This is a genomic window from Hyphomonas adhaerens MHS-3 (genome assembly GCF_000685235.1).
Classification (GTDB): Bacteria; Pseudomonadota; Alphaproteobacteria; order Caulobacterales; family Hyphomonadaceae; genus Hyphomonas; species Hyphomonas adhaerens.
Map to the genome: position 1 here is coordinate 1,184,495 of NZ_ARYH01000001.1, position 20,808 is coordinate 1,205,302.

Sequence of the window (20,808 nt, forward strand, 5' to 3'; positions counted from 1 at the left end):
GATAGGGGGCCGGTGCCCGGGGTTCAATAGGCCTCACACCGTGAGGTTGGTGCCATGGTCGCGGTCCGGGGCGGTCCGCCAGGCGAAATAGGAGTAAATGGACGAGATCAGCGCCGCGCCAATGACCAGCACCGGCAGCTGAACGGCCAGCCAGATACCGTTCAGGATAAAGGCGCCGGCAAGGCCCAGCGCCCCGGCGCCCATGTACAGGGGGCCGGCGATCCGGTGGGTCTTTTCCCAGGCCGTATCGGAAGACAGCGTCCAGGGAGTCCGGATCCCGAAGAAGAAGCTGGACCGCGTCTTCGGCAGGTAATTGCCGATAATGATCATCAGCACAGCGGCGCCCGCGATCACCCAGCGCACCATCTGGCCAGACCCGCCGGCGCTGTCGCCGGGATGGAGCATCTGCAGGGCAGTGCCGCCATGAATGCAGGTCAGCAGCACCATCACCCCCAGCCAGACCGCGACATAGCCGCGGCGGCCTGTCTCGATATTGCCCTTGCGCGGGTCGATCACCGGCACGGCGGCGAGGAGCAGCCCGACAGCGAGCGTGATGGCCGGCATGATCCAGAGGTAACGCACCGCCCCGGCGCGGTCGGCCCATCGGTCCGGCGACCCGTCGGCGCCCCAATGCACCGGGAACTCTCCCGTCGCCGGCAGGGCAAAGGTGGCGGCCGCCGAGATCGCTGCGCCTGCAACGACCGCGCCCGCCGTGATCAACAGGCCATTACGGATAAAGGGTTTCATTCGGCTGCCTCCTTGATGGGGTCATCACCGTCATCCCGGCCGATCAGGCCGAGCAGGGCGGTGGCGGCGTCTTCCAGCACGCTGGTATTGATGCGGTAGAGAATCTGGTTGCCCTGCCGTTCGGCCGTAACCAGCTCGGCGTCCTTCAGCACGGCGAGGTGCCGGCTCATGGTCGGCCAGCTCGTGTCGAACTCGGCAGCGAGGTCCCCGGCAAGCCGCGGGCCCTGGCGCAGGAGCGTCAGGATCTGCCGGCGGGCAGGATGGGACAGGGCCTTGAAGACGGCGTTTTGCATTTCTGCTAATTAGTGAAAATGCTAAATTGAGTCAAACAGGCATCGCTCTGCGCCAAGGGCGGGTGCCGGAAAGGCTAGTACAGGCCTTCGATTTCACCGTCGGAATTGAGAGAAACGCCCTCGGCCGCCGGGTGCCGGGGCAGGCCGGGCATGGTCATGATGTCTCCGCAAATGCCGACGACGAAGCCGGCGCCTGCCGACAGGCGTACCTCCCGCAATTGCAGGACATGCTTGTCCGGCGCACCGACCAGTTTCGGATTGTTGGAGAAGCTGTACTGCGTCTTGGCCATGCAGACCGGCAGGCGGCCATAGCCGGCCTCTTCCATCCGCCGCAGTGCGGCGCGGACATTGTCAGATGCCTCGACCCGTTCGGCGCGATAGATCTCGCGGGCCACGGTTTCGATCTTTTCCAGCAGGGGCGCTTCATCCCGATAGAGCGGTTTGAACTCGGACGGATGCGTCTCCATCGTGTCGATAACTTTCCGCGCCAGGTCTTCCGCGCCGCGGCCGCCTTCGGCCCAGTGCGTGCAGACCGACACTGGCACACCAAGGTCATGGCAATAGGATTCGATGGCGGCCAGCTCGCTGGACGTGTCGGAGGTGAACCGGTTGATGGCGACGACAACCGGCACGCCGAATTTCTTCAGGTTCTCGATGTGGCGCCCGAGATTGCCGAGACCGGCTTCCAGCGCGCCATACCCCACGGAGGCCGATTCCTTGAGCGACAGGCCGCCATGCATTTTCAGGGCACGGACAGTGGCGACAACAACGGCGGCCGATGGGGTCAGGCCTGCCTGGCGGCATTTGATGTTGAAGAACTTTTCTGCGCCGAGGTCAGCCCCGAAACCGGCTTCGGTGACGACATAATCCGACATCTTCAGCGCGGCCTTCGTCGCTATGACCGAGTTGCAGCCATGCGCGATATTGGCAAACGGTCCGCCATGGATGAGGACGGGATTGTTCTCCAGCGTCTGCACCAGATTGGGCAGCATGGCGTAACGCAGCAGGGCCATCATGGCGCCGACAGCTCCGATATCCTTTGCGGTGACCGCCACGCGCCCGCGCTTGTAGCCGATGACGATCCGCTCCAGCCGTTCCTCCAGATCGTGCGCGTCCTTTGCGAGGCAGAGAATGGCCATGATTTCCGATGCGACCGTAATGTCGAACCCCGACTCCATCGGGGCGCCATTGCCCGAGCCGCCAAGGCCGGTCACGATCTGGCGCAGATTGCGGTCATTCATGTCCAGCACGCGGCGCCAGGCGACGCGCGTGGATTCCAGTCCGGACTCCGCACCCCAGTGGAGATGATTGTCGATCATCGCGGCCAGCAGGTTGTGCGCCGACGTGATTGCGTGGAAATCGCCCGTGAAATGCAGGTTGATGTCTTCCATTGGAACAACTTGTGCCCGGCCGCCGCCCGTTGCGCCGCCTTTCATGCCGAAGCAGGGGCCGAGCGACGGCTCCCGCAGGCAGAGCAGGGCTTTTTTGTCCAGACGCTTCAGCGCATCGGCCAGGCCGATGGAGGTGGTGGTCTTGCCTTCGCCCGCAGGTGTCGGATTGATCGCCGTGACGAGGATGAGCTTGCCATCCTTCTTCTGTTTCAGGCTGGCCAGATAGTGGTTGCTGATCTTGGCCTTGTCATAGCCGAATGGAATGAGGTCCTGCGCGCCGACGCCGAGGCGCTGGCCGACCTGTCCGATAGGCAGTTTCTTTGCGCCACGCGCAATCGTGATGTCGTTGCTCATAAGCCCCGCTTTCTGTTCCCTCGGCGATCCGGTGTAGACAGGTGCGCCAAAACCCGCAATCAGGCGTGGCACCAAACAGGAGGTCCCCCATGAGCCAGCTCGTCCGTCCGTCAGGCCGCCCTTTTGACCAGATGCGCGAGATTGTTCTCGAGACCGAGGTGACCCGCTACGCCGAAGGCTCGTGCCTGGCGAAGTTCGGGAACACCCATGTCCTGTGCACCGCCAGCTGGGAGAACCGTGTCCCGGGCTGGATGAAGGGGCAGGGGCGTGGCTGGGTGACAGCGGAATACGGCATGCTGCCGCGTGCAACGCATACCCGTGGGCGCCGCGAGGCGGCTGCCGGCAAGCAGTCCGGCCGGACACAGGAAATCCAGCGCCTGATCGGCCGCTCGCTGCGTTCGGTCTGCGATCTGGCGGCGCTGGGAGAGAACCAGATCACGATCGACTGCGACGTGCTACAAGCCGATGGCGGCACCCGCACGGCCTCGATCACCGGCGGCTTTGTCGCGCTGTCTCTGGCCTGCAAATACCTGGTCGATGAGGGCGTGATCCCAGCCAACCCGATCATGAAACAGGCGGCGGCCATTTCTGTCGGCGTGTTCCAGGACCATCCCGTTCTGGACGTGGATTACCCGGAAGACTCGGCAGGCGAAGCCGACATGAATGTCGTCATGAGCTCCGATGGCGGCTTCATTGAAGTGCAGGGCACCGGTGAGGAACGTCCGCTGACGCGCACCGAACTGGATGAGATGCTGCGCCTCGCCGAGAAGGGCTGTAACGAGCTGTTCGCTGCCCAGCGGGACGCGCTCGCCTAATAGCGGCGCTTCGGCCTGCCCAACATGTCACCGAAGGTCCGAACGGTCGCGGCAGCCACCTGCATCGGGGTCGGCTTGCGGCGGTGGGCATGGCGGACGAAATGGCCGCAATTGGAGCCGAACAGGTCGTATTCCTTGCCGAGATGACGCCGCGCGCGCTGCTCGACATGATAGCCGTCGAGGTCGCTGTAGCGGCCGTGCAGGCGCACATTGCGTCCGTCAGAAAAGGTATCGAGGCTTTGTTCCACAACGCCGCCATGCAGGCGGGAATTGCAGATCACGGTGCCCCGGCCGGTGATCACGCCATAATGGCGCAGCACGCCGCCGAAACGGATCGAGACGACATCGCCGGCGGTGAACGGATCATGCTGCATGGATGTGTCCTTTCGCGTTTCGGGATCTAGTGTGTCTCGACAGGCGCCCGCCCATCGAGCCAGCGCTCAAGCTGGACATTGTCGGTCGTGCGGTAACCCAGCGCCTCGTAGAAGCCGCGGACTTGCTGGTTGCTGCCGCGCACGATCAGGTTCAGCTTCCAGACACCGCGGTCACGAAGCCAGTCTTCGGCGGCCTGCATGATGGTCCGGCCGAAGCCTTTGCCGCGGAAATCCGGATCGGCGCTGACATAATAGACGCCGCCCCTGTGCCCGTCATGACCGACCATTGCGGTGGCCGCCACGGCGCCGTCGTACCGGCCGACCAGAATGGTTGCGCCATCAGCCGAGCGGGCGAAGGCAATGTCTTTTTCGGGATCGTTCCAGGGACGGAGCAGGCCGCTGCGTTGCCAGAGCGTGATGACGGCCGTCACGTCTTCGTCGGTGATATCCGAGATCTGCAGCTCAGCCATGGGCGCCCGCGACCTGCATGCCTATTCCGCCGCGACGCGCTCGGCGGCACCGTCACCCTCTGTGTCGAAGGTGAGAATGTCTCCCGGTTGGCAGCCAAGTTCCCGGCACAGGGCTTCGAGCGTGGAGAAGCGGATGGCCTTGGCCTTGCCGGTCTTGAGGATGGAGAGATTGGCGAGTGTCACGCCGACACGTTCCGACAGCTCTGTGAGAGACATGCGGCGGTCGAGCAGGACACGATCGAGGGTCACGCGAATGGACATGGGCCCTCCTATATAGTCATTTTCTCTTCATCGCGAAGGCGGGTGCCTTCACGGAAGACCTGACTGAGAATGAAAAGGGCGGCGACGGACGCCCAGGCGATAAGATCAACGGAAAATTCGAGCGACGTCCCAGTCACCATCAACCCCACGAATATGGCAATCACGTAGCGCATCAGCTGGGTGATGGCGATGGCGATGGCGATCCGCGTGAGGCGAACGGCGTTTTCCGGGACAAACGGGTCGCCTGCCGCCAGGGTTGCCAGGATCTTGCGAAGCTCGAGGCTCACGAAGACCACCGCGCAGACCACGACCAGCACGCCGACGAGGCCCGCCGCGAGCTCAGGTACGGAAATGTCATGGTCGTCGACCTTGATGGAGCCGATGCTGATGGGAGACCCCGAGAGCATCGAAACGAGTTCAATGCCGCCGGCGAGGAGAACGATGGCGCCGATCGCGGCCGTCATCCACATGACGACTGTGACGAGGACTGTCATGATCGCCGCCATGGAATTATGCGTTTTTCCTGTCATGCCTTCTTCTCTTCATCCTTTCCGCTGGATGATCTATGCCGGTGGGATCGTTGCTTTTGCATCAACCCTTACCGAATAACGATATACGTATTTGTGACGAAAGCAAGAATGGAACCATTTCAGAAGGGCGAAATATGACACATCGCACCCTGTCCGCCGGCAGGTTGGTCGCCGCCACGCATAACAAGGGAAAAGTCAGGGAACTCAAGGACTTGTTTGAGCCTCTGGGCCTCGAAGTCGTCTCTGCAATTGACCTGGATTTGCCGGAACCCGAAGAAACTGAGAACAGCTTCACCGGCAATGCGCTGCTGAAAGCGCGTGCCGCAGCCGAAAAAACGGGTGCACCGGCCTTGTCGGACGATTCCGGCCTGTCCGTCACTTTGCTGGACGGGGCGCCTGGAATTTATTCGGCCCGCTGGGCGGGAGAGCCCCGGGATTTCGGGGTCGCGATGGCCCGTGTGGAGCAGGAACTGCAGGCCGCCGGCAATTCCGACCGCTCCGCCAAATTCGTCTGTGCGCTCGCCGTCGTCTGGCCGGACGGGCACGAAGAAGTCTTTGAAGGCGAAGTGCATGGTGAGCTTGTCTGGCCGCCGAGAGGGGACAAGGGGTTTGGGTATGACCCGATCTTTGTCGCGGATGGCGAGGTCATGACGTTTGGCGAAATGGACCCGGACCGGAAACATGCGATGAGTCACCGGGCCGATGCCTTCAGCAAGCTCAAGGCGGCCCTGCTGTCGTGACAGACGAGGCCCTTCATCCATTCGGCCCGCATTTCGGCTTCGGTCTCTACGTCCATTGGCCGTATTGCGCGCGCATCTGCCCGTATTGCGATTTCAACGTCTATGCCGCCAAGGATCGCGATCCGTCGCTGCTTGTTGAAGCGATCTGCGCAGATATCCGTGCGCACCGGAACCGCATGCCGGAGCATGGCGCGCTGGATTCCGTCTATCTCGGTGGCGGCACGCCGTCGCTTCTGGCGCCGGGGGATGTGGAGCGCATCCTGAAGGCAGCGGATGAGGCTTTCGGTGTAAAGCCAGGTGCGGAAATCACGCTGGAAGCAAACCCGAACGATGTCATGCGGGCTGACCTTGCGGGCCTCAGGAGCGCCGGGGTGAACCGGCTGTCGGTGGGGGTTCAGTCACTGCGCGATTCTGCGCTCGCTTTCCTGGGCCGGGACCATGATGCCGACGGCGCGCGTGCGAGCGTCGCGCAGGCCATGCGCGTGTTCCGATCGGTCAGTGTCGACCTGATCTATGCAAGGCCGGAGCAGCAGGCCGATGACTGGCAGAACGAACTGGCAGATGTGCTGGCCCTCGGCATGCCGCATCTCTCGCTCTATGAACTGACCATCAAGGAAGGTACGCCATTCGGGCTTGCGGTCGGCCGCGGCCAGATCACCCCCATGCCGGATGACGATCAGGCCGACATGTTCGAGCTGACGCAGGACATTCTCGGAAAGGCCGGCCTGCCGGCTTACGAAGTGTCGAACCATGCCATGTCGCCAGAGCACCAGTCTGTGCACAATCTCATTTACTGGCAGGGCGGCGACTGGATCGGGGCAGGGCCGGGGGCGCATGGCCGCGTCACCGTTGGCGGGCACCGGTATGCCTATGAGGCGCACCGGCGCCCGGAAGTTTACACGGCGAATGTCCAGGCCCTCGGGTCCGGCTGGGGCGATGCCGAGCGGCTTGAGCCCAACGCGATCGCACAGGAATTGCTGGCCATGGGCCTGCGCCCCGCCAGCGGAATCGACATCGCCCGGATTGAAGCGGTGTCCGGCCGGCCTGTGTCGCGTGAAAAGATCGCTGTCTTCGTGGATCAGGGCTGGGTGACGTTCGACCAGGGTGTCCTGTCGCTGACACCGTCGGGCCGGTTGCTGGCGGACGCGCTGACGGCACAGCTCGCCTCCTGATTTCCCGGTTTCGGGCTAAGCCGGGGGAAAGCGGCCCATTTTCTCTTCCCAGTGCCGCCGGCAGAGCGAGACATAGGTAGCCTTGCCGATGGATACCTGATCGCCTTCGGTCAGGGCCTTGCCGTCCGGGCCCAGACGAATGACCATGGTTGCCTTGCGCCCGCATTCGCAGATCGTGCGCACTTCGCGCAGGGAGTCTGCAATCGCTAGCAGAGTCGCAGAGCCCTCGAACAGCTCGCCGCGGAAATCCGTGCGCAGCCCGTAGGCCAGGACCGGCACGTCCAGATGGTCTGCCACGCGTGCCAGCTGCCAGGCCTGGTCCTTGGTCAGGAACTGGGCCTCATCCACAAAAATTGCATCGATCCGGTGCTCGGCCTGTTTTTTCCGGATCAGAGCGAGCAGGTCTGTTTCGTCCGTGTACAGGGCCGCATCGGCGCTGATGCCGATACGGGAAGAGATGTGCCCGGCGTCATCATCCTTGTAGAGGGCGGACGTGAGCAGGAGGACATCCATCCCCCGCTCACGATAATTGTGCGCCGCCTGCAGCAACAGCGTCGATTTGCCGGCATTCATGGCGGCGTAGGAGAAGTAGAGCTTGGCCATCCCGGGTGAGGCGTGCCTGTCTATTCGAGGGCGAGTGCAACCCCGTCACGGCGCGGGTCTGCTCCGCCTTCCAGGCCATCCTCGCGCACGATGATGACATGCAGGCCGGAGTTCTCACCCTGACGCTCTTCGACATTGTAGCCCATCTCGCGCAGGGCTTCGGCTGCTTCCGGCCCGCCGTCACGGTCGACTTCCACGCCGACCACATCGCCGCGGGCGATGATGTTCGGCAGGTCGATGGATTCCTGCGCCGACTTGCCCCATTCGAGCACACCGACCAGCGTTTTGGCGACATAGGCAACGATGGAGTTGCCGCCCGGCGATCCGGTGACCATGAACAGGTCGCCATCCGGATCAAAGACCACAGTCGGGGACATCGACGACCGGGGGCGCTTGTTGCCGGCAACGGCATTGGCCACCGGCTTGCCGCCTTTTGTCGGTTCGCGCGAGAAGTCGGTCAGCTGGTTGTTCAGCATGAAGCCGTGAACCATGACCGAGTTCCCGAACGCGGCTTCGACGGTCATCGTCATCGAGACGGCATTGCCATAGGGGTCGATGATCGAGAAGTGCGTCGTGCCCGGATGATGCTCGGTCGGGTCTTCGCCCCACATCTGGCGCATCGGGCCGCGGCCGAGTGCAATCCCCGGATCGCCCGGCGTTGCATGCTCATCCGGCGCGAAGGCTTCGGTCGCACGCACGTCGAGATAGATCGGATCGATCAGTTCTGCTGCCGGGACCGGGACGAAGTCGGCGTCAGCCACATAATGGTCGCGGTCGGCATAGGACAGGCGCTGGGCATCGACGAAGGCTTTCAGGAAGCCTTCCTCAGTTGCCTCTTCTTCGCTGGTCGGCTTGAGGCGATCATACAGGCCGAGGATCATGTTCTGCGTCACGCCGCCGGAAGATGGCGGCGGGGCCGAACAGACCTTGTAGCCATCAGGCTCCACACCGCAGAGGGCCGGACGAACCGCCACTTCATAATTGGCGAGGTCTTCCACCGTCATGGCGCCCGGCAGAGACGGGTCGTGGGATACGGCATAGGCGATCGATTCAGCGATCTCTCCGGAATAGAAGGCGGATGGGCCTTCTGTCGCGATCCGCTTCAGCGTTTCAGCATAGGCCGGGTTGGTCTTGATTGAGCCTTCCGCCAGCGGCGCGCCGTCCGGATAGAAATAGGCCGCAGAGTCCGGCAGGTCATCCAGACGGACATATTGCTGAAGGCGATCGCTGGCCAGCGTGGCGGCGAGCTTGCGTTCCACCACGAAGCCGTCTTCGGCGAGCGTGATGGCAGGTTGGAAGAGGTCTTCCCAGTCCAGCTTGCCAGCCGCGTCATGAGCCGATTTGTAGAGGGCAACCGCGCCTGGTACGCCGACCGACCGGCCTGACTGCCAGGAGGAGAAAAAGTCCATCACCTCGCCATCTTGCATGAAATATTCCGGCGTGGCCGCGGCGGGCGCGCGCTCGCGTCCGTCAAATACGGTGACGTCGCCGCTGGCGTGGTCGTAATAGACCATGAAGCCGCCGCCGCCGATGCCGGAGCTTTCCGGCTCGACCAGGCCAAGGGCCGCGTGCACCGCGATCGCCGCGTCAACGGCCGTGCCGCCTTCGCGCAGGATCTCAAGACCGGCTTCCACCGCTTCGGGATTTGCCGCTGCCACCATTGCGCCTTTGGTCCATTCAGTCTCATCAGCAACTTCCACTTCGGCTTCGAGAGCTTCGGTGGCGGCTGCGTCTGCTGCGCTTTGCGCCGCATCGGAGACCGAGACGTCTTGCTTTCCGTCCGGCGCCGCACAGGCAGACAGCAGAAAGGCGGCAAGGAAAGGGGCGGCAAGGAGGGGGCGGGCGATCTTCATGGGAGTGTCCTTGGCTTGCGTGAGTCGCGCCGGACCTTAAGAGAGGGAATCCCAAAGGGAAAGACCAACAGGACATTGTAATGGCCACAACAGCCGGGAAACGGAATCTCATCACAGACGTTGCGGGCGTGCGCGTTGGACAGGCACAGGATGCCCGCATTGATACCGGCGTCACGGTCATCCTGCCGGATAAGCCAGCGGTGGCGGCATGCGCCGTTGCCGGCGGGGGACCGGGTACACGGGAAACGGACCTGCTGTCAGCCGGCACACTGGTTGACCGGGTGGATGCGATTTTCCTGTCGGGTGGCAGTGCTTTCGGTCTCGGCGCGGCCGATGGCGTCATGGCGGGCCTCAAACAGGCTGGCCGCGGGTTCAGCCTGGTCGACCGGCCGGGCGTGCCGCCGACGCCCATCGTGCCGGGGGCCATCCTGTATGACCTTGCCAATGGCGGTGACAAGAATTGGGAGGGCATCGCCCCTTATGCCGCGCTCGGTCTTGAGGCCTTCAATACGGCCGCGCAGGACTTTTCACTCGGCCGGGCCGGAGCCGGGCAGGGGGCACGGGCCGGGCAGCACCCGGGTGGAACAGGGTCGGCCAGTGCCGTGACGGCAGAGGGTGTCACGGTCGGCGCTTTGGCCTGTGTGAATTCCTTCGGGTCGGTCCTGATGCCGGGCACGGATGCCTACTGGGCGTGGCCGTATGAGATGGCGGGCGAATTCGGCGGCGGGCGGCCTCCGGCCGATTTCTCCATGGATCCGGAAGACTGGGGCGCGGCAAAGGCCAATCCCGTTCTCGGGCAGAATACGACCATTGCCTGCATCGTGACCGACGCCGCCCTGACGCCCGCCAATGCCCGCCGGGTTGCCCAGATGGCCCTGTCAGGGTTTTCCCGTGCCATCCGGCCGGTATTTGCGCCTTTCGACGGAGATGCGGTATTCGTGTTATCAACCAAAGGTGAAGCCTCACCGGCCCCGGATCCATTGACTGTGACCCGGATCGGAGAACTGGCTGCTTCGACACTGGCCCGGGCGATTGCGCGAGGGGTGCACGAGGCGCGCAGGCAAACCGGAGCGGTGGTCTGAGGGGAACAAAGCAGGGGAGATATTTCCGCATGAGACCATTCTGGAAATGGGGGCTCGCATTGGGCGCGGTGGCGCTCGCGACGGCCTGTGTGGTCGGCGGACGCGAAGCTGATCCGGAAGACTGGCCCGGCGTTGTGTCTCTCCAGTCCCAGCAGGGCCGGAACATCTATCATGAGTGCGGCGCCTCGATGATTTCCTCCGAATGGGCGCTGACCGCGGCGCATTGTGTGGAAACGGTGCGGGTTGAGGCAGACACGGGACGTGCCGCCCAATATCTGCCGGATGCCCGTGGTGACCTGAAGCGGTTCGGCCCCCTCCATGTCGTTGTCGGGGCTGGCACGCTGCTGGAAACGCCGAAGGACGCGACGTTTCCGGTCGACCGGATCATTATTCATCCGGGTTACAAGGCCGGCCATGCAGAGCACGGCGACGACCTGGCGCTCATTCATATCGTGGGGCGCTGGGATGGGCCGCTTTCCCGCCTTGACGGGCTGACGGGCCGCGCGCCTGATCCTGAAGCGGCGGAAACCGAAGTGGTCGTCGCCGGATATGGCAACACGGAAGAGCAGGGCAGCCAGGAAGAAGGCTTCAACCGCACGGGCCGGCACGTCAGCGCGCCAAGTCTTGCGCTCATGGAAGGGATCGTGCCGCCGGTCGACCCCGGCACATGCAACGCGCAAATAGCGGCCCTGATCGACAAGTATGGGCTGGATGATGAGTTCGCCGGTGTGAGCGTCGATCCGGCCTCTCAGATGTGCGCGGGCACAGGCGGCACCGATTCCTGCCAGGGTGACAGCGGCGGCCCGCTGGTTGCCCGCACCTGGGAAGATGGCCCGGTACAGATTGGCGTTGTCAGCTGGGGGCTCGGCTGTGCCCGCCCGGACAGTCCCGGCGTCTATTCCCGCGTCTCGGCCTATGCAGACTGGATTTCCCGCGAGACGGGGATCGAACCGAATCTGGAGACACCCTCATCCAACCGCCCGGAATATGACCGGCCGGCCGGTGAGACGAACGGCCCCGGTCACGCCGAGGAATAGGTTTGCCCGGTTCCGCTGCAGAAGGCCGGGAAAACAGGCTTGCATCCCTTGGGGGCTGACTGTATGTGTCCGCCTTCTTTCGGCCGGCACCGGTAGCTCAGTTGGATAGAGCACTAGACTACGAATCTAGGGGTCGGGGGTTCGAATCCTCCCCGGTGCGCCATTTCCCCCAACAAGAACAGACGCCTGAACCAACAGGCATCCGTCCTGTTATGCGGCCGTCAGGCCGCTGCGCTGGAGGCGGTTTTCCGGTCCGATGCGTCGGATGTCGGCTGGGTCGGGGCCGGGCCTGAAGGCCGGTAATCCTGTGCCTGCTGATCCGACAGGCGCGCGCCGATGAATTTCAGCAAAGGCATCAGGAGGAATGACCCGGCCTGCTGGACCTTGTAGCTGTGCCCGATGAACGGGATCTTGCGGATCAGGGGTTTTGCTACGCCTTCGCGATACCGCCAGCCGGTCAGTTTGAGATAGCGGTCAAAATAGGGATCATTCTCCAGCTTCCACTTTTTCTGGAAGTGGTTGAGGCTCTGGCGCTGCCATTTCGGCGACCAGCGCAGCAGGAAGAAGGCGCGGTCCACCGGTTCCACCGGATGGACCCGGCTCGGCACGCAGAAGGTCACGATCGAGCTTGGCTCCAGCATGATCCGGCCGCCCTTGCTCCAGACGTTTACGCTGAAGTCGACATGATCCTTGGAGCAGGGCATGTTCTCGTCGAACTCGCCCAGCCACTCGAACGAGTCCCGGCGCACCAGGAAGCAGTGCACTTCCGTCACCTGGGTTTCGGTGCGGACCAGCTCCACATCGCCGACCTGTTCGCCCTGATGCCAGAGGTGGCTGTCAGACAGGCGGCGCTGGTCTTCCGTCCCGTTGAAGAAGGCGTCCATGTCGTCGGTGAAATTACCGCCGGCCTGGTGGATCTCGGTGTGCAAAGGTGTGCCCTGGCAGATGAGCGGCTGGACGACTTCCGCGCCGGTCTCTTCCGCGCACGCGACAAGGTTGGCCAGCCAGCCTTCTGTGACCAGGACGTCGTTTTCGCAATAGACGACATAGGGCGTGGCAGACAGGCTGTGTCCGATGTTCCGGGCCTGGCACGGCGCGAGGTAGTGGTCATAGCGCAGGTAGCGGAAGCCGTGTGTCTCGCAAGTGGCGCGAATGTCGTCCGCCACGGATTTGGGGCTGCCTCCATCGACATAGATCAGGTCATAGGGTTTGGCGGTCACCTTGGCGATTTCGTTCAGTGCCCGGACAGCCATGCTGAACCGGTCACGGGCGGTCATGACGATCGTGGCCTTCGCTTTGGTGGTCGTTGCTTCAGTCATGTCAGGCTGCTTCCTTTGAGAGACCGGTGGAATCACCGGGAGTAGAGGCGGGGGGTGTCAGGATAGAGTTGTAGACGCCGATCAGGTCGTCCGTGGTGCGCGAGAGGGCATAGGTGTTCTCCACCACCTTGCGGGCGGTGGAGAGCATCCTGGGCCAGTCTGCCTGCATATCGAGGATGCGGTGGATGGCCTGTTCGAGTGCGTCGACATCGCCTTCTTTGCAGAGCAGGCCTGTCTCGCCATCGATCACCAGTTCCGAGATGCCGCCGTGGCGGGTGCCCACGACGGGGCGTCCGATGGCCATGGCTTCCTTGAGCGTGTTGACCGGCCCGTCCTGACTGCCTTTTGCGCAGGTCATGGACGGTGCGATGAAGACATCACATTTGCGGATAAAGTCCGCGATGGCCTTGTGGCTTTGCGCACCGTGGAAGGTGACGGCCTCGCCGAGGCCGCAGTCGCGCGCCAGCTGTTCCAGTTCGGCGCGCATTGGGCCGTCACCGACAATATCAACGAGAACGCCGCGTCCGCTGGCCCGGGCGTACCGTGCGAGGGCCGCGAGGGCGATGTGAAAGCCCTTGCGCTCGATCAGGCGCCCGACCATCAGGAAGCGGATGTCACTGTTCGAAGCTTCGCTGATGGGCTGGAACGGGAAGCTTTCCAGCCGCATGCCGGATCCGACGACGCTGAGCCGGTCTTCCGGACAGCCGATCGCGATGGCGCGCTGGCAGAAATATTCGGAGTTGGCGATAAAGGCGTCAGCTTCCGGCCAGATGTGGTCGTAAAGGTGCTCACCATGGGCCGTGACCAGTTCGGAGATGTCGTAACCGCGGAAATTGACAACCAGCCGGCCAGACAGGAATCCCGCCCGGCGGTGCTTGATCACATGCTCCGCCAGCGGAGCGAATTGGCAGTGAATGATGTCGTAGTCGCCCTCGGCCGGCAATTGTGCGGCCTGATAAATGGCCGACAGGTCCATGAAGGTGCGCCGGTAAACATCCGGTCTTAACTGGAACAGGCTGCCCGCGCCGTGCCGGCTGACCAGGTCCTTCAGCGCGCCGGGAAGGCTGAGCCAGCGATCTGCGCGTTTGCCTGGCCAGCGAATGTTTGTGGTTGATTGTTCGAGGTGCAGCGGTTCGACTTCCGGCACCGACAGGCCGGTCGCATCGACATTCCCGATACCGTACAGGTCGACGCTGTGCCCGGCTTCAACAAGGGCGGCGGCACTGTTCGCGATAAAGGCTTCCGACATCATCGGAAAGGCGTTTGTAAAGAACGCTATTTTCAATGCGGCCTCCTCTCGATTGGAACTTCGTCACCCTTCGGTGGCGCCAGCTGCATTTTTTGTCGTCTGGCATGCGGGTTGCAGGTTTGGAGCCATATGACGGAGCCAATTTTGTGCCTATTCTCAAGCAAGTCCGGTGCCACTCGGCAACAGCATGAGACAGGGGAAAACCTGATCCACCAGAAGGAACACGCATGTCCGCCAATTCGGTTACTGTACTGATACCTACGTTCAACAGGGCAGAACTGTTGGTAGAGGCTCTGGACTCAATCCTGGCGCAAACCTGCCGGCCGGATGAAATCATTGTTATCAATGATGGATCGACCGACGACACGATTGCGCGCCTCGAACCCTACCGGAACGACATTGAGATCCTGAATCAGGACAATGCGGGGAAGTCTGCGGCCCTCAACAAGGCTTTGAGTCTTGCGAAGGGCGAACTGATCTGGGTGTTCGACGATGATGATATTGCGGAACCGGATGCCCTTGAATCGCTTCTCGGCTTGCTTGAGGCAAACCCGGAAGCCGATTTCGCCTATGGCCGGCATGACCGGTTTGAAGTCCGCCCGAATGGCCGCGTGAAATGGCGCGATACAGGCTATTGGCGCAAGAGCCCGGCAAACGATTTCCTTTATGAATCGCTTCTCGACATGTTTGCCCACCAGCCGGGCATGCTGGTGCGCAAGTCCCTGTACTGGAAGGCGGGGCCGTTCGATGAATCGCTGATCCGGTCGCAGGATTATGACATGTTGCTGCGCCTTGCGCGCCATGGCCGGCCTGCGCCAACCGAACAGATCCTGTTCCATCAACGCCAGCACGACCTGCCGCGGGGGACTGCAGAGAATGTGGTCGATTCTGCAGAACGCGATGCGGTTTGGCAGCGTTATGACCGGGAAATCTTCAGCCGCATCTACCGGGCGTTTCCGCTCGGAAAATACCTGCCAGCCGACACGTCCCTGACCGAGCCGGGCATGACTCGCCGGGCGCTGATCCGGCGTGGTATTGTCATGGCCAGAAAGAATCTCTGGAATGAAGCCAGTGCAGACTTCCATCGCGCCGCACGCATCTCCGACAAGCCTCTGACGGATGAAGAGGCCGCCGACATGCGCAGCACGTTCATGATGAAATACGGATTCGACAAAAGCCTGATGAACCCGGATGTGCGGAACCTGTTTTTCGACATAAAGCATGCCTCTCCGGTCGGGGCCCAAATGGCCCGAACGGCGGCCCGGGCGATGGTCTGGCGTGTTCGCCTGGCCCTGCAGAACGGAAAACCTGCCCTCGCATTCAGGCTTGCTTCACTGATTGCCCGTTTGAGTATGCCCAGCAACCACGTTTCCCAGGAGGTTCCGTCCTCCTTCGCCAGAAGGTAAGCCGGTTACGGCTCGGAGTTTTCCATGGCACCCAACCTGCTTCGAAAGGCTGGACAGGCGGTCGCGCTCAACGCGATTGCAAACTGGACCACGCTGATCGGTTCCTTCCTGTCGATTGTCATCATCGCTCGGATCCTGACGCCGGAAGATTATGGCGTGTTCGTGATGGCGCTGATGGTGGTGATGCTTCCTGAGGTGATCGCCTCCGGGACGCTCGGCGATGCGCTGGTCCAGCGCAAGGAGCTCCGGCCGGGCCACATCAATTCGATTTTCCTGCAATCCATGACGCTGTCGATCGCGGCATGGGGCCTGCTGATCCTTCTGGCCCCATGGATCGCCAAGGGCTTTGGCGAGCCGTCGGTCGCGCCGGTACTGATCGTCACCGGCGCCATCCTGCCGATCGGGGCCGTAATGTCGGTGCCCGCCGCCTTGCTGCAGCGGGATTTGCGGTACAAGGAGATTACCGTCATCGACATTCTCGGAACCGTGACAGCGGCGATTGTCGGGATCGTTCTGGCCCTGTTATGGCGCAATGAATGGGCACTGGTCGGCATGGAGATGTCCCGGCGCCTGGTGCGTGTTTGCGGCTTCCTCTTTTTCGCGAAATGGATGCCGAAGGTCGAGTCCAACTGGCTGGACTTTCAGGAGCTTGTTCGTTTCAACCTTGCAAACGGTACGTCGAAAATCCTGCAGACGTTTGACCAGATGCTGCCGAAAACGCTGATCGGCGTGACGCTTGGTTCGCATGCCGTCGGGGTGTTCAACCTGCCTGAACGTCTCTTCCAGCAGGCGAACCAGGCCCTGATCGCGCCATTTGCGGCCGTGGCAATGCCGGTCGCGTCGGCCATGCAGGATCATCGGGAATCGCTGCACCAGGCCATGGACAGTGCGATCCGGATGTCGGCCCTGTTGGCGTATCCAACTTTCATGGGGGCCTTCGTCGTGGCGCCCTATGCCATTCCGGTTGTGTTCGGTGAGCAATGGGCACCGAGTGTGCCGATCTTCCAGATCTACATGGTCATCGGCCTGCGCGCGCCGATTACGGCGATCATACTTGGTGTGTTCCGCGGCGTCGGCCGGCCGGATGTCGTGGCGTGGATCACGCTCACATCGATCATCGCGACGTCCACTCTGCTGGCGTTTACCTATCAGTACGGCCTGGTGGCCATCGCCTTTGCGCTCCTTGCAAAGCAGGTCATCACCTTTGTGCTCAGTACATGGATGATCCAGCGTGTGGTCGGCTTCACCGTCATGCGCCAGCTGATGGCCGGTTCCTCGGCTTTCTTCGCATCCTGTGTCATGGGGATCGTGGTCTGGCTGTTCATGGATTTCGTGCCCACCGGCGGACATCCGCTGCTGCACGTCATCGAGACGATCGTGCTCGGGGCGCTGGTCTATCCGGTTGCACTGTACTTCTTCATGCCGCGCCTTGGCCGGCACATTCTGAGAGCGGTGCGCATCCTCCTGTCGGGCCAGCCGCGCGAAGCCCTGAAGACGGTTCGCGGCGCCTTGACCGAGCAGGGGATCTGACGTTTCGAGGCGCGGGAAAGGCTGGCGCACCGGGGAGGGTGAAGACCAGACCTGCGTTTATGCCATAGCCGTCTAATCCTCTAATGCCCTCCATGATCTTGAAGTGCAGGCCTGAGCCGCTCGAGCAGATAGCGGCTTGGCGGCTTGCCCACCATTTTTCGAAACATGGTCACGAAACTGCTGGCGCTTTCATATCCGAGATCCATTGCGACGGCCTGGACCGTCTGGCCAGCGCTCAGATGTCGCAAGGCGAGGATAACATGCAACTGCCGGCGCCAGCGGCCAAAACTCATGCCGACTTCTTCCGCCAACAGACGGCTCAGGCTGCGCTCGCTGAGCGCGATGCGGGAGGCCCACTCGGCGACGGTCGCATGATCCGCAGGCGCCGCGATCAACAGGTCGGTGAGCTTCTTCAGGCGCGGGTCGCTGGGGATCGGGAGGCGGAGGTCTTCGACCGGTGCGGCAGCCAGTTCATCGAAGATAACGGACACGATCCGTCCGTCCGGACCGTCGACGTCATAGAGCTCCGGTAGCGCGTTGGCCCGCATGAGCAATTGGCGGAAAAAACTCGACACCGTGATCGTGCAGCATTCGGTCGGCAGGTTCGACGCCTCAGGAGGCTCGATGAAGAGGGAGATGCACTCCACCTCGCCGGAGCCGAAAACAGTATGGGGCAGCCCGCCGGGAATCCACACGGCGCATTGCGGCGGCACGATCCAGACTGCGTCTTCAACCTCGCAGTTGATGACGCCGCGCACCGTGAAAAGCAGCTGAGCCTTCTCATGATGGTGCGGCAGCGATTGCTCCAGGGCCTCAAGATTGGCGACAGCGTTGGCCGCGACGAGGGCGCGAGGGATCTCATCGACATAAGAAAGCCAATCGCTGCGGACGTCTAAATGCATCAAGGGCCTCGGCGTTTTCCACTTTGGCTGAATTGAAACATATATTGGCGAGGTTGCGCAATGACGCCAACCGCTGTCGGTCGTATGCCTTTCAGGCAGGAGGGATACACGCAAGGAGACGACACATGCCATTGGACAACACGAATTTTCCGCTCGTCTGGATGAGTTATGAAGAAGCGCCCGATCACGACCATGATGAGGACTTCGAAGTGTTGGAGGCGAGCTTCAGGCGCGGCGTGCCGTTCGTGATCCTGACCGATAACGCTCCGACCGAAGACCACGCGCACAGCCATGAAGAAAAGAAGCGCACCGCGCTTTGGATGAAGAAACACAAGGCCGAACTGCGGACACTCGTTCTGGCGATGATCGTGATCGAGCCGAACGCCGCCAAGCGTCTGACAATGAAGCCTTTCGGTGTCGCCTTTGCAAAATTCTGGGGCTATCCGCTGAGGCTCACCTCGTCTCGCGAGGAGGCCATGGAGATCGCCGGGAAACTGCTGTCGGACCGCGCCGGGTCCGTAACAGACTGATCGACGACGCTCGCTGATCCACATCCTGCGCCATCACCGAGCGATGGTGTGGCTCTAAACCGCCATAATAAGAGGAATGGCGCACCGGGGAAGGTGAAGATGGGAACCTTCATCTCGTCATCAGTCGTGGAGAGCCGCGAACTGATTTTTAAACCCGTTTCAGTTCTCTATCCGCGCACCTCGTCCCGCCCCGGCATCCCATCAATTATAATAACAGGTTCTCTTGCCCTGATTGACATAGCAGCGCAGGGATTTGCCCTGTCTGGATGAGCGGTCCTGATCCAACTGGTCATTCCAGGCCTTCATCGCACTCGCGAAGTCATTCTCCGGCTCGGGCGGTGGTGGTGCCTGTTCCTCCTGAACGACCTTAGACTGCATCATGGCCGAATAGAGCGAGGTCGGCAGATAACGACAAACTTCGCCATCATAACCGTAATAGGCCTGGAAAAACAGGCGCGAAGCCTCATCCGTGCGTCCGACGGTGAAGTTGTAGGCGGCGCCGCACAAGTCTCCGCCGACCGACATGGTTCCACCGCGCGATTTCAAGGCTGCAAGCGCGTCCTTGCGCTGTTTATACCTCGCGTCTGCCGCGTCCTGGGCCGCTTTGGCCGCTGCGGTATTCTTGGCATATCGTGTGTCGATTGCGACGACTGGGTCGGCGTAGCCTTCGTCGGAATTCCATGCCTCTTCGAGGAATTTGTGTAGCGACTCCTGACGGTCGTCGTACTCCACCGGATACCACGCCTTGGACTCGTCGCGGCCGTCGCGTTTTACGGCGAACCGATACGTGTCGAAGTAGTCGTTATTCCTCATGTTCTTGTAATAGAGATCGCTCCACCGGTAATTGGAATCGTTGTGATATATCACCGAAGCGGCATACTTGTTGTTCGGCGCAATTTCGAATGTTCGCGTACCGTCCTGCTCGTAGACAATCACGTAGCCCGCGGCACCTCCACCGGCCTGTCCCGCGGTTTCGAACGTCTCGCCCTTTTTATTGGCGAGAAACAGGGGAAACAGGCCCTTGAAGTTTTCAGTTGCCTCAATCGGCGCGCCGTTTTTGTCCATGGGCCAGTAGAGGTTGGTGCTGTAATCGCCGAGCGGATGGTCGAACGGCCCGAGATTGTAGAGAACTGAATGAAGCACGCGCTGCTTCAAATTCTTCGGGTTCGCGGAATGCACGGGGACCACTGGCGGAGCCTTCTCAAGCAGGGCGTTCCCGTTCCAGTCAAAGCTGGACGAATATTTCTGTCCTTCGGGCGTCAGCCTGTTCATCACAATCCGCGTCTGAAAGATGAAGCCTGATGGGCCGTCTTCCAGCTCAGCCGAAATGTCCCCCGCCACCCGGTCGACCCATTTCTCGCATTCACCATCCGCCCCGGTAAAACAGTATCGGAATGTTCCGTCCGGCTGACTGGATCCGATCAGCAGCACAGCAGGCGCCGCGCCGTTGAACGACGTATAGTACCAACTCGCATCAGGCAGGGGCCGGAATGTGCCGGTGGGAATGTCCACAATGCCCCACACGCCGTCATCCCGCTTTACAAGAGCCGCGACCGTCGAAAGCGGATCGACACTCGCATAGATCCCCTCAATCAGAACCTCTCCCGTTGCCGTTTGGAGCCGCTCGAACTTCACGCGCTTCTCAGACCCGGAATAGTAGAATGTCCGGCGCTCATGGCCTTTTTTCGGCTTCGGCAACCCGCTTTTGGCGACGCGCTTGCGGGATTCTTTCAATTTCACCTTCTCGATCATGACGGTGAATTCAACAGGCGGCCCGCCATCAGCGTCGCGCACCAGATACTTAGCCAGTGCCGGCGGCGCCACCACAACGACACAAAAGACCACAATGCCGCAAATCCGGCCGAGCATGGACTGCATGAAAATCTCCCTCACCGAAAAGACCGGACCGATCCATTCACATCTACCTCTGAGAACAATCGGCGGAGTTGGCAAGGAAAGTTGCGGGGCTTTTGCCCGGCACGCCCGAATTCGGTGAAGACCTGAGCTGCCAGGAACGGCCAGGCTTCGACATCGCAATAGCTGCAAGAAGAAAAAATGGCGCACCCAAGAGGATTCGAACCTCTGACCTCTGCCTTCGGAGGGCAGCGCTCTATCCAGCTGAGCTATGGGTGCCAAGCCGAGGCCGGTGA

Annotated in this window: 21 protein-coding genes and 2 tRNA genes; 9 read left to right on the forward strand and 14 right to left on the reverse strand. The window is 61.8% G+C overall.

The features are described 5' to 3' along the window. Positions 1-33 precede the first annotated feature (33 nt). The 3 genes from HAD_RS05885 to HAD_RS05895 form a co-directional block, all read right to left on the reverse strand. Positions 34-747, reverse strand: coding sequence for an SdpI family protein (locus HAD_RS05885; RefSeq protein WP_035569950.1), 714 nt, complete (start codon positions 745-747; stop codon positions 34-36). Beyond that, positions 744-1,040 carry an autorepressor SdpR family transcription factor gene (locus HAD_RS05890; RefSeq protein ID WP_035569951.1) on the reverse strand — a complete coding sequence of 99 codons (297 nt, stop codon included), beginning with the start codon at positions 1,038-1,040 and terminating at the stop codon, positions 744-746. Before HAD_RS05890 ends, HAD_RS05885 begins: the two co-directional genes overlap by 4 nt. 74 nt (positions 1,041-1,114) lie before the next feature. After that, positions 1,115-2,785, reverse strand: coding sequence for a formate--tetrahydrofolate ligase (locus HAD_RS05895; protein ID WP_035569953.1), 1,671 nt, complete (start codon positions 2,783-2,785; stop codon positions 1,115-1,117). 89 nt (positions 2,786-2,874) lie between these two features. Between HAD_RS05895 and rph the strand changes: the two genes are divergently transcribed. Further along, entirely contained in the window at positions 2,875-3,600 is a 726-nt protein-coding gene (gene rph, locus HAD_RS05900) for a ribonuclease PH (RefSeq protein ID WP_035569954.1), read from the forward strand. Here the strand turns inward: rph and HAD_RS05905 are convergent. Genes HAD_RS05905 through HAD_RS05920 form a run of 4 tightly spaced genes read right to left on the reverse strand, consistent with a single transcriptional unit; the run spans position 3,597 to position 5,235 of the window. Continuing rightward, positions 3,597-3,974, reverse strand: coding sequence for a lecithin retinol acyltransferase family protein (locus tag HAD_RS05905; RefSeq protein WP_035569956.1), 378 nt, complete (start codon positions 3,972-3,974; stop codon positions 3,597-3,599). The two genes, rph and HAD_RS05905, sit on opposite strands and share 4 nt — an antisense overlap. Positions 3,975-4,000: 26 nt before the next feature. After that, entirely contained in the window at positions 4,001-4,444 is a 444-nt protein-coding gene (locus HAD_RS05910) for a GNAT family acetyltransferase (protein ID WP_035569958.1), read from the reverse strand. A gap of 21 nt (positions 4,445-4,465) precedes the next feature. Beyond that, positions 4,466-4,705: a helix-turn-helix domain-containing protein gene (locus tag HAD_RS05915; RefSeq protein WP_035569959.1), complete on the reverse strand. Its 240-nt coding sequence runs from the start codon at positions 4,703-4,705 to the stop codon at positions 4,466-4,468. A gap of 8 nt (positions 4,706-4,713) precedes the next feature. Further along, positions 4,714-5,235 carry a DUF2975 domain-containing protein gene (locus HAD_RS05920; protein ID WP_084331788.1) on the reverse strand — a complete coding sequence of 174 codons (522 nt, stop codon included), beginning with the start codon at positions 5,233-5,235 and terminating at the stop codon, positions 4,714-4,716. A gap of 134 nt (positions 5,236-5,369) precedes the next feature. Between HAD_RS05920 and rdgB the strand changes: the two genes are divergently transcribed. Both rdgB and hemW read left to right on the forward strand, forming a co-directional pair. Next, complete coding sequence (gene rdgB, locus HAD_RS05925) at positions 5,370-5,975, forward strand: RdgB/HAM1 family non-canonical purine NTP pyrophosphatase (protein ID WP_035569960.1); 606 nt, start codon at positions 5,370-5,372, stop codon at positions 5,973-5,975. Then, positions 5,972-7,147 (forward strand): radical SAM family heme chaperone HemW, encoded by a 1,176-nt coding sequence (hemW, locus tag HAD_RS05930; protein WP_035569961.1) that lies wholly within the window; start codon positions 5,972-5,974, stop codon positions 7,145-7,147. The genes rdgB and hemW overlap by 4 nt, the downstream gene beginning before the upstream one ends. A gap of 15 nt (positions 7,148-7,162) precedes the next feature. Here hemW and HAD_RS05935 read toward each other — a convergent pair whose 3' ends face one another. Both HAD_RS05935 and ggt read right to left on the reverse strand, forming a co-directional pair. After that, positions 7,163-7,750: a thymidine kinase gene (locus HAD_RS05935; protein ID WP_035569963.1), complete on the reverse strand. Its 588-nt coding sequence runs from the start codon at positions 7,748-7,750 to the stop codon at positions 7,163-7,165. Between the two features lie 20 nt (positions 7,751-7,770). Beyond that, a complete protein-coding gene (gene ggt, locus HAD_RS05940; RefSeq protein ID WP_035569964.1) occupies positions 7,771-9,603 on the reverse strand; it encodes a gamma-glutamyltransferase in 1,833 nt (610 codons plus the stop codon). 80 nt (positions 9,604-9,683) lie between these two features. Here ggt and HAD_RS05945 point away from each other — a divergent pair, with 80 nt between their 5' ends. From HAD_RS05945 to HAD_RS05955, 3 genes are all read left to right on the forward strand, one after another. Beyond that, on the forward strand, positions 9,684-10,685 hold the full coding sequence (locus HAD_RS05945; protein WP_035569966.1) for a P1 family peptidase: 1,002 nt from the start codon (positions 9,684-9,686) through the stop codon (positions 10,683-10,685). 29 nt (positions 10,686-10,714) lie between these two features. Continuing rightward, positions 10,715-11,722, forward strand: a complete 1,008-nt coding sequence (locus HAD_RS05950; RefSeq protein WP_035569967.1) for a serine protease — start codon at positions 10,715-10,717, stop codon at positions 11,720-11,722. 86 nt (positions 11,723-11,808) lie between these two features. Next, a tRNA-Arg gene (locus HAD_RS05955) sits at positions 11,809-11,885 on the forward strand. 58 nt (positions 11,886-11,943) lie between these two features. On the opposite strand, the gene HAD_RS05960 is transcribed toward HAD_RS05955, so the two are convergent. Together HAD_RS05960 and HAD_RS05965 are read right to left on the reverse strand one after the other, a co-directional pair. Next, complete coding sequence (locus tag HAD_RS05960; protein WP_051595957.1) at positions 11,944-13,041, reverse strand: glycosyltransferase family 2 protein; 1,098 nt, start codon at positions 13,039-13,041, stop codon at positions 11,944-11,946. A gap of 1 nt (position 13,042) precedes the next feature. Then, positions 13,043-14,326 carry a glycosyltransferase gene (locus HAD_RS05965; RefSeq protein WP_035569968.1) on the reverse strand — a complete coding sequence of 428 codons (1,284 nt, stop codon included), beginning with the start codon at positions 14,324-14,326 and terminating at the stop codon, positions 13,043-13,045. A 191-nt stretch (positions 14,327-14,517) separates the two neighbouring features. On the opposite strand from HAD_RS05965, the gene HAD_RS05970 reads away from it, so the two are divergent. After that, positions 14,518-15,696 carry a glycosyltransferase gene (locus HAD_RS05970; protein ID WP_084331789.1) on the forward strand — a complete coding sequence of 393 codons (1,179 nt, stop codon included), beginning with the start codon at positions 14,518-14,520 and terminating at the stop codon, positions 15,694-15,696. 24 nt (positions 15,697-15,720) lie between these two features. Then, positions 15,721-17,226 (forward strand): lipopolysaccharide biosynthesis protein, encoded by a 1,506-nt coding sequence (locus tag HAD_RS05975; RefSeq protein WP_035569969.1) that lies wholly within the window; start codon positions 15,721-15,723, stop codon positions 17,224-17,226. An 80-nt stretch (positions 17,227-17,306) separates the two neighbouring features. Here the strand turns inward: HAD_RS05975 and HAD_RS05980 are convergent, their stop codons facing one another. Further along, positions 17,307-18,128 (reverse strand): AraC family transcriptional regulator, encoded by an 822-nt coding sequence (locus HAD_RS05980; RefSeq protein WP_035569971.1) that lies wholly within the window; start codon positions 18,126-18,128, stop codon positions 17,307-17,309. A 125-nt stretch (positions 18,129-18,253) separates the two neighbouring features. Here HAD_RS05980 and HAD_RS05985 point away from each other — a divergent pair, with 125 nt between their 5' ends. Beyond that, on the forward strand, positions 18,254-18,658 hold the full coding sequence (locus HAD_RS05985; RefSeq protein WP_035569972.1) for a hypothetical protein: 405 nt from the start codon (positions 18,254-18,256) through the stop codon (positions 18,656-18,658). Positions 18,659-18,859: 201 nt separating this feature from the next. Here HAD_RS05985 and HAD_RS05990 read toward each other — a convergent pair whose 3' ends face one another. Beyond that, a complete protein-coding gene (locus HAD_RS05990) occupies positions 18,860-20,536 on the reverse strand; it encodes a hypothetical protein (protein WP_035569973.1) in 1,677 nt (558 codons plus the stop codon). 178 nt (positions 20,537-20,714) lie between these two features. Continuing rightward, positions 20,715-20,791 (reverse strand) — tRNA-Arg (locus tag HAD_RS05995). Between the last annotated feature and the right edge of the window lie 17 nt (positions 20,792-20,808).

What these genes read in the sequence shown, in the direction of transcription:
- HAD_RS05885 (WP_035569950.1), bottom strand. Translation starts at nt 747, where the DNA reads ATGAAACCCTTTATCCGTAATGGCCTGTTGATCACGGCGGGCGCGGTC.
- HAD_RS05890 (WP_035569951.1), bottom strand. Translation starts at nt 1,040, where the DNA reads ATGCAAAACGCCGTCTTCAAGGCCCTGTCCCATCCTGCCCGCCGGCAG.
- HAD_RS05895 (WP_035569953.1), bottom strand. Translation starts at nt 2,785, where the DNA reads ATGAGCAACGACATCACGATTGCGCGTGGCGCAAAGAAACTGCCTATC.
- rph (WP_035569954.1), top strand. Translation starts at nt 2,875, where the DNA reads ATGAGCCAGCTCGTCCGTCCGTCAGGCCGCCCTTTTGACCAGATGCGC.
- HAD_RS05905 (WP_035569956.1), bottom strand. Translation starts at nt 3,974, where the DNA reads ATGCAGCATGATCCGTTCACCGCCGGCGATGTCGTCTCGATCCGTTTC.
- HAD_RS05910 (WP_035569958.1), bottom strand. Translation starts at nt 4,444, where the DNA reads ATGGCTGAGCTGCAGATCTCGGATATCACCGACGAAGACGTGACGGCC.
- HAD_RS05915 (WP_035569959.1), bottom strand. Translation starts at nt 4,705, where the DNA reads ATGTCCATTCGCGTGACCCTCGATCGTGTCCTGCTCGACCGCCGCATG.
- HAD_RS05920 (WP_084331788.1), bottom strand. Translation starts at nt 5,235, where the DNA reads ATGACAGGAAAAACGCATAATTCCATGGCGGCGATCATGACAGTCCTC.
- rdgB (WP_035569960.1), top strand. Translation starts at nt 5,370, where the DNA reads ATGACACATCGCACCCTGTCCGCCGGCAGGTTGGTCGCCGCCACGCAT.
- HAD_RS05935 (WP_035569963.1), bottom strand. Translation starts at nt 7,750, where the DNA reads ATGGCCAAGCTCTACTTCTCCTACGCCGCCATGAATGCCGGCAAATCG.
- ggt (WP_035569964.1), bottom strand. Translation starts at nt 9,603, where the DNA reads ATGAAGATCGCCCGCCCCCTCCTTGCCGCCCCTTTCCTTGCCGCCTTT.
- HAD_RS05945 (WP_035569966.1), top strand. Translation starts at nt 9,684, where the DNA reads ATGGCCACAACAGCCGGGAAACGGAATCTCATCACAGACGTTGCGGGC.
- HAD_RS05950 (WP_035569967.1), top strand. Translation starts at nt 10,715, where the DNA reads ATGAGACCATTCTGGAAATGGGGGCTCGCATTGGGCGCGGTGGCGCTC.
- HAD_RS05960 (WP_051595957.1), bottom strand. Translation starts at nt 13,041, where the DNA reads ATGACTGAAGCAACGACCACCAAAGCGAAGGCCACGATCGTCATGACC.
- HAD_RS05970 (WP_084331789.1), top strand. Translation starts at nt 14,518, where the DNA reads ATGTCCGCCAATTCGGTTACTGTACTGATACCTACGTTCAACAGGGCA.
- HAD_RS05975 (WP_035569969.1), top strand. Translation starts at nt 15,721, where the DNA reads ATGGCACCCAACCTGCTTCGAAAGGCTGGACAGGCGGTCGCGCTCAAC.
- HAD_RS05980 (WP_035569971.1), bottom strand. Translation starts at nt 18,128, where the DNA reads ATGCATTTAGACGTCCGCAGCGATTGGCTTTCTTATGTCGATGAGATC.
- HAD_RS05985 (WP_035569972.1), top strand. Translation starts at nt 18,254, where the DNA reads ATGCCATTGGACAACACGAATTTTCCGCTCGTCTGGATGAGTTATGAA.
- HAD_RS05990 (WP_035569973.1), bottom strand. Translation starts at nt 20,536, where the DNA reads ATGCAGTCCATGCTCGGCCGGATTTGCGGCATTGTGGTCTTTTGTGTC.